Annotated in this window: 5 protein-coding genes; 2 read left to right on the top strand and 3 right to left on the bottom strand. The window is 71.8% G+C overall.

Annotation, left to right across the window (positions count from 1 at the left end):
* Positions 1-204 precede the first annotated feature (204 nt).
* Complete coding sequence (locus ACWCO3_RS28725) at positions 205-1,815, top strand: SpoIIE family protein phosphatase (protein WP_450013017.1); 1,611 nt, start codon at positions 205-207, stop codon at positions 1,813-1,815.
* A 60-nt stretch (positions 1,816-1,875) separates the two neighbouring features.
* On the opposite strand, the gene ACWCO3_RS28720 is transcribed toward ACWCO3_RS28725, so the two are convergent.
* Positions 1,876-2,532 carry a MarR family winged helix-turn-helix transcriptional regulator gene (locus ACWCO3_RS28720; RefSeq protein WP_244311574.1) on the bottom strand — a complete coding sequence of 219 codons (657 nt, stop codon included), beginning with the start codon at positions 2,530-2,532 and terminating at the stop codon, positions 1,876-1,878.
* A 57-nt stretch (positions 2,533-2,589) separates the two neighbouring features.
* Here ACWCO3_RS28720 and ACWCO3_RS28715 point away from each other — a divergent pair, with 57 nt between their 5' ends.
* Positions 2,590-3,720 carry a PP2C family protein-serine/threonine phosphatase gene (locus tag ACWCO3_RS28715; RefSeq protein ID WP_145779257.1) on the top strand — a complete coding sequence of 377 codons (1,131 nt, stop codon included), beginning with the start codon at positions 2,590-2,592 and terminating at the stop codon, positions 3,718-3,720.
* Between the two features lie 9 nt (positions 3,721-3,729).
* Here ACWCO3_RS28715 and ACWCO3_RS28710 read toward each other — a convergent pair whose 3' ends face one another.
* Both ACWCO3_RS28710 and ACWCO3_RS28705 read right to left on the bottom strand, forming a co-directional pair.
* Entirely contained in the window at positions 3,730-5,211 is a 1,482-nt protein-coding gene (locus tag ACWCO3_RS28710; protein WP_357930194.1) for a sugar transferase, read from the bottom strand.
* A 211-nt stretch (positions 5,212-5,422) separates the two neighbouring features.
* Positions 5,423-7,180 carry a substrate-binding domain-containing protein gene (locus tag ACWCO3_RS28705; protein WP_145779255.1) on the bottom strand — a complete coding sequence of 586 codons (1,758 nt, stop codon included), beginning with the start codon at positions 7,178-7,180 and terminating at the stop codon, positions 5,423-5,425.
* Positions 7,181-7,307: the final 127 nt, after the last annotated feature.

The raw sequence follows: 7,307 nt of genomic DNA, 5'->3' as shown, positions 1-7,307 counted from the left end.
GGCGAACATCCAACGCGGCCGGTCGTCGTCCGGGCCCGCCGCAGGCCGGCCAGGGGCTTTGACACAGGCCCTTTGGCTGACCGTGGCCACGCTGTGGGTGTCTGTCGGAGGCAATCGCTATCCTTGCCCCACAGCAACGATGCCGGGTGAGGAGTCGAGAAGCAGCATGCGCAGGAGTCGTCAGTCGCGAGCCGGCGTCCGGCGGTGACCACGACCCGGCAACCCAGCGACAACCCGCTGCCCGCCGACGCACCGTTGGCCCGCGAGCTGCTCGACGGGCTCGCCGAAGCGGTCCTGACCACCGACGAGACCGGCCGGGTCACCCTGCTCAACGCCATGGCGGCGCAGCTGCTCCCGGAGATCACCGTCGGCACCGAGCTGTCCCGGTGCCCGGTGGCGGCAGTGGCCCACGCGGTCACCACGGACGCCGACCGCTTCGACGCCGACCATCACGGCCGACGGCTGCGCGGTGCCCGGCGGCAGCTCGCCGGTCCCCGTTTCGCGTGGTACGTCCGCGACGTCACCGAGGAGCACGACCGCGCCGACGCGCTACGTGCCGAACGATCCCGCACCGCGTTCCTCGCCGAGGCGGGCAGCCAGCTCGGGATGTCCCTGCACCGGGACCAGGTCCTCCTGTCCACCACCACACTGGCCGTGCCGCACCTGGCCGATGCCGCCGTTGTGCTGCCCCGACCGGTCGCGCCGGCCGAGCCGCACGCCCGTTGGACCCGGTACGCCGACGGCGAGCCCGCCCCGACCGACGGGCTGGCCCCGCTGACGCTGACCAGCACCGTGCCTGTGCTGGCCGAGGCGCTGGCTGGCGACCTCGCCGACCCGATCCCCTGCCGGGCCACCGAGCTCACCGACCTGGCCGCCATGCTGCCGCCCGGGTTCGGCTCGCCGGGCACCGTGCTCGTCTGCCCGATGCCCGGCGCCGACGGCTCGGCCGGTGTCCTGCTGCTCATCCGGCGCACCGGGCGGCCCGGCTTCGAGAGGCGCGAGATCGAGCTTGCCCGGGAGTTCGTCGCCCGGGCGGGCGCCGCCCTGGCGACCGCGGATCTCCACGACGAGCAGGCCCACCTGGCCCGGGTGCTACAGGCCAGCCTGCTCCCGCCCGAGTTGCCCACCGTGCCCGGCGTGACAGTGGCCGGCGGCTACCGGGCCGCCGGGGACACCCTGCGCATCGGTGGCGACTTCTACGAGGTGTTCCCGCACTCGCGCGGGGCCCTGTTCGCGCTCGGTGACGTGTGCGGCCGGGGCGTGAGCGCGGCGGTGCTGACCGGCCGGGTCCGCCAGTGCCTGCAGACGCTGCGGCTCGTCGAGCAACGCCCACTGGAGCTGATCCGCCTGCTCAACCGGGCGTTGTTCGATGCCCCGGACGCGGCGCGGCGCAGCCAGTTCACCACGCTGCTGCTCGGCTCCCTGGACCGCGGCCCCGACGGGGTGGACGTCCGGATCGCCGGCGGAGGTCACCCGTCGCCCCTGCTGGTCACCACCGACGGCTCGGTCACCCCCGTTCCGGTGGGTGGCACGGCGGTCGGGGCGCTGACCACCGCACGGTTCGCCGAGACCCGGGTCCACCTCGACCCCGGCGACGTGCTGCTCGCGTACACCGATGGGGTCACCGAGGCGCACGGGCCGCGCGACGCGGAGATGTTCGGCGAGGCCCGACTGCACGCCGCGCTGGCGTCGGCGGCCGGGCAGCCGCCCGCGGCGCTGATCGACCGGGTGCTCCGGGCGGTCGACGAGTGGCTGGACGGCCAGGCCCACGACGACATCGCCATGCTGGCCATCCGCGCGTCGGTGCCGGCGTGATCGGCGGTCACGGCGCAGCGGCGGCACCGCAGACAGTGACGACGAGCCGGCGCCGCTCGATCAGGCGGTCCGCGCCACCGGCCCTCCGGTCGGCCACTCCCGGGTGGTGCCAACCGACCGCTCCGAGGCGCCCGACGAATCAGTCCACCGCGTGCGGGTCTGGCCGCTCCGGTCCGCCGGCCCGCCTGGCCCACCCGGCCCGTCCGGGTCGCCCGGCCAGTCCCCTTCCTGCTCCGCCGACTCGCCCGCCAGTGTGGTGTCCGCCTGCTGCCGGCGAGCGACCTCGTCGAAGTCCCGCATTCCGCGCAGCAGCGCGTCGCGACTCTCCGGGGTCATCCCGGCCAGCACGGCGGCGAGCTGTGCCTGACGGTCGGCCCGCAGCTCGGCGAGGAGCCGGCGGGCCTCCGGGGTGAGGTGCAGCGAGATCTCCCGCCGGTCGAAGCGGCCCGGTTCACGCTCCAGCATGCCGGCGGCGACCAGCCGGTCGCAGAGGCGGCTGGCGGAGCTGAGCAGCATGTCGAGCTGGGTGGCGAGCCGACGCAGGTTGATGCCGTCGGCCTGCTCCACCACCATCACCGCCCGTAGCTGCGCACCGGAGACGCGGTTGGCGGTCCCCTCTCGGGCGGATTCCCAGATGCCCAGCAGGGAAGCGGCCGCCGTGTCCAGCGCGGCAGCCATACTCGTCTCGGGGTCCGTCGGACCGTTCAGTTCGGCCATGGTGGCCCGAGACTACTCCGAACCCACAGGTGGTCGAGCTTTAGCGAGGGAGCCAGCATGAGCGAACCGGTCGATCGGGCACGACGCGCCCTGAACGAGACACCAGCTGACGGGCTCGTCGGTGGAATCGGGGACGTGCTCGCCCAGTCGTACGGGATCACCGACGTCGAGCTCTACCAGGTCGACTACCGACTCGCGGAGCTACTGCCACTAACCGAGGGTGAGTCGATCACGAGCCCCGGGCATCCGGCCTGGCGCGCCTTCGACCACCAGTCGCCGATTGTCACCGACGGCACCGCCTGGTTCCCGGTCACGATGCGTGGCGAGCGTCGAGGGGTGCTGCGCCTGTCGCCCGTTCCGGACGACCCGGAGTTCCTCGCCGACCTGACCGTCATCGCCACCGCGCTCGCCCACGAGGTGGCGGCGGTCTCCGCCGGCACCGACGTCTATCGGGCGGCCCGGCGCAGCCAGCGCCTCACCCTGGCCGCCGAGATGCAGTGGGACCTGCTCCCCGGACGCAGCCGGATCCGACCCTCGTTCAGCCTGGCCGGGCAGTTGGAGCCGGCGTACGCGGTGCGCGGCGACAGCTTCGACTGGTCCGACGACGGGGAACGGCTCTGGTTGTCGACGATCAACGGCACCGGTGAGGGCGTGGCCGCCTCCCTGCTCACCTCGCTGGCCACCCACGCGCTGCGCAACGCGCGTCGGGCCGGGCTGAGCCTGGCCGACCAGGCCGCCCTCGCCGACCAGGCCATCTACGACCTGTACCGGGGCGAGCAGCACATCTCCGCGTTGCTGATGGAGCTGGATCTGCGGTCCGGGATGATGACAGTGGTGGACGCCGGGTCGCCCCGACTGGTCCTGCTCCGCGACGGGAACGTCACCGAGCAGCCGCTGGAGGCGCAGTTCCCGCTGGGCATGTTCGAGGCGACCGACTACCACGAGCAGAAGTTCCCGCTGGAGCGCGGCGACCGGATCTTCGTGGTCAGCGACGGGGTGGTGGAGGCCACCGGGCAGCACATGCGCTACGGCGAGACGGCACTGGACCGGTTCCTGCGCCGGACGGGGCCGATGGCGCCACTGGACGCCGTCCGGTCGCTGATCGGCGACCTGCGCGCGTTCGTGGCCGGTGACCTGGTCGACGACGCTGTGGTCGTCTGCCTGGACTGGACCGGCCCGCAACCGTGACCGGCGGGGTCAGTACGCGCCGCGGCCGTTCAGGACCGCGCCGAAGGTCTTCCAGAGGATGGTGAGGTCGGCGGCGAGCGACCAGTTCTCCACGTAGTAGAGATCGAGTCGGATGCCGTCCTCCCAGCTCAGGTCGGAACGGCCACTGACCTGCCAGAGGCCGGTCATGCCGGGTTTGACCAACAGCCGCCGGGCCACGTCGCCGTCGTAGCGGGCCACCTCCGAGGGCAGCGGTGGGCGGGGCCCGACCAGGCTCATCTGACCCAACAGGACGTTGACCAGTTGCGGCAGCTCGTCCAGCGACCACTTGCGCAGCAACCGACCGACGCGGGTGACCCGGGGGTCCTGGCGCATCTTGAACATGAGTCCGTCGGTCTCGTTGCGGGCGGTCAACTCGGCGAGCATCGCGTCGGCGTTCACCACCATGGTGCGGAACTTGAACACGTCGAACTCCTGCCCGCCCCGACCGACGCGGACCTGTCGGAACAGCACCGGACCTCGACTGTCCAGTTTGATGGCCAGGGCGACGAACGCGATCAGCGGCAGCAGCAGCGCCAGCGCCAACGACGAGGCGGACCGGTCGACGAGGCCCTTCACCAGCTTGCGCGAGCCGCGGAACTCGGGGGCCTCGACGTGGATCAGCGGCAGCCCGGCAACCGGGCGGGTGTGGATTCGCGGGCCGGCGACGTCGGTCAGCGCGGGCGCCACGACCAGGTCGACACCGGTGCCCTCCAGCTGCCAGCCGAGGCGACGCAGCCGGGTCGCGGTCAGCTCACCGGACGCGGTCACCGCGACGGTGTCCGCGCCGATCGCGGTGGCGGCCTCCGGAATGCCCCGGAAGGACCCCACCACCGGCACGTCACCCAGGCGCTGCGCCACCGGCGCGAGCAGGGCGTCCGGGATGCACGCGCCCACCACCTGGTATCCGGCGTACGGCTCGCGGCGCAGCGTGTGCACCAACTCCAGCACGTGCGCGGTGTCGCCGACCACCAGCACCTTCCGCGACCAGCCGGCGCCCACCGAACGGGCCCGGTGCAGGCGCTTACGGGCGGCGAACCGCGCCATTTCCAACCCGACGATGCCCACCGCGAAGGTGAGGCCGAGGAAGCCCCGGGAGACGCCGACGTCGGCGATGTAGCCGACGATGGCGATCGCGCCAGCCAGCCGCAGACTGGCGGAGCTGACCCGCCGGTACTCGTCCGCCCCGTAGCCGATCACCCGGTCGTTGTAGCAGCCAAGGGCCTTGAGCGAGATCAGCCAGGCCAGCACCAACCCGGGGGCGACCAACACGTACGGGACGTCCGAGCCGGTCGGCTCGTCGTCACCGAAGCGGGTGACGTACCCGATGAGCAGCGCGATGATGATGATGGTGGTGTCCAGGACAACCAGAACCCGGACGTAGGACCGTTCGTCGGCCCGGGCCACCAGCCCGGCAGGACGGCCGTCCGACTCCGCCGACGTGGCGGGGGTCAACAGTGTCGCCGCGCTCACCGGCCCTCCCACTCTGTTCAGGATGGCCCCGGCTGACAGGTCGGACCGGAGGCGGACCGACCAAGCCGGAACAGTCGACATCCTGCCTTGACAACTAGGACTGCCGATTGCTTCCGACGTATTGCCGTCACTTTTCTTCGACCCGGCGACCCAAAAGGGCCTGCCACACCGATTGCCGGTGTGGCAGGCCCTTTGGCGTCTGAGCGTCGGATCAGCGCGGTGCCGGTGGACGCCGTGCGATGGCGCTGAGGAAGATGCTGCCGATCTCGCTCGGGTCCTTGGTGACGAAGACGTCGCCACCGGTCACCTTCGTGATCGACTCCAGCTCGGCCTTGCTGACGCCCTCGCCGATACCGATCATGATGACCTGGACCGGCCGCTCCGGGTCGGCGAGCTGCTTGAGCTTGGCGAGCAACTGCTGCTGGTTGACGCCCTCGTCGTCCTCGTTCTTGCCGTCGGTGAACAGCACGATCGAGTTGACCCGGCCGGGCTGCCAGTCCTCCTGCACGGCCTGGTACGCGGCGAGCATCGTGTCGTAGAGGCCGGTGTCACCACTGGACGGCTTGACGGTGGCGAGCGCGCCCTCCAACTGGGCCCGCTGGGCGGAGAGCGGCCCGATGGGCACCAGCTGCCGGTAGTCCCGGCTGCCGACCAGCTTCGTGGAGAAGGTCCACAGGCCGATCGACCACGAGTCGTCGAAGAGGCCGAGGCCACGGCGTGCCGCGTCCACGGTGACCTCCTCCCGGCTCCGGTTGTTGGCGCTGGGCACCGGGTCCTTCATCGAGCCGGACACGTCGATGACGGCCAGCATCCGACCGGACTGGGTGGCGATCGACCAGCTGGACACGACCCGCTGGATAGCGGCCGGGTCCAGGCCGCCCGCCGCGCTACCGCCGTTCGCCGGTGCGGTGGGCGCACCGCCGGACGGGCTCGGGGCACCCTGCGGCGCCTTGAAGCCGTCCCCCCAGTTGCCGTCCGGCCCGCGCAGCGACTGCGCCGCGAGCCGGTCGCGGAACGAGGGGCTGGTGAGCAGCTCGAACAGCACCCGGGCCGCCGACGCCTTGCTCGGCTCGATGCCGGGCAGCACCGCGTACGGGTAGTCCAGCGGCATCGGCGCCGGCTCCATGTAGAGCGCGGCGAGCGGCACCGGCGGCTTCTTGCTGTTGTACGCGATCACATCTTCTTCGGACAGGGCCGCCGCGCCGAGACCGCTGGCGATGGACGTCGCGTCGTTGGCGGTCGGGAAACGGGCCAGCAGGTCGTTACGCAGCGACGAGCGCCCGGTGGCCAGCGCCCGAAGCGCGCCGACGGTGTTGCGCTGGGCGTCCCCGCCAGCGCCGTTGGCCGCCGCGGTCAGCGAGAGCAGACCGGACAGCCCCGCCGCGTCGCGGGTCGGTTCGACGATCCCGGTCCGCAGGGGCGCGCTGGAGTTGTTGACCTGCTTGAGCAGGTCGGTCCAGTTGAACTTCTTGTCCGGCCAGCCCAGTCGCATGGCGATCGGCTCGGGCATCGCGACGACGATGGGGCTGCGCGCGATGGACGCGCCGTTGGTCGGGGCGAACGCCGTGGCGTCCTTCTTCAACCGGAGCAGCCAGGTCGAGGAGTCGGGGACCCACACGTCGGGGCTGACGGCGGTGCCGCTGGCCTGCCCCACACCAGCCAGGACCGCTCCGTGCTTCGCCGCCACCACGGCGGCCACGTCGACGGGGTCGGACGCCGAGACGTCGACCCGAATGCAGGTCGGGCCCACCGCCGCGCCGTCCTTGACCCACTGGGAGGCGGCGGCGTCCACCGCTGGCGCGAGCTCGGAGGCGACGGCCACGGCAAGGCGAATCTCCCCCGAGCAGCTCGGTTTGATCAACTCCTGGTAGCCGAACCACGCGCCCGTCGTTACGACGAGCACACCCGCCGTCGCGGCGGCGGCTGCTAGGTGGAGTTTCGAACGCATGCGATGGCGGCCTGCTGACACGGTGACCATCTTGCGTACAAGGTGCCGTCTCTGCCACATCCGTTCGGACTAAAGTTACGGAGGAGAAACAGTTGACCACTTTTTAGCAACACAGAGTGACGCAGCAGCCCCGTGGCGTTGCCGAACC

It is taken from the genome of Micromonospora sp. NPDC002411 (genome assembly GCF_053592955.1).
This window is presented reverse-complemented; position numbering and strand designations above follow the sequence as displayed.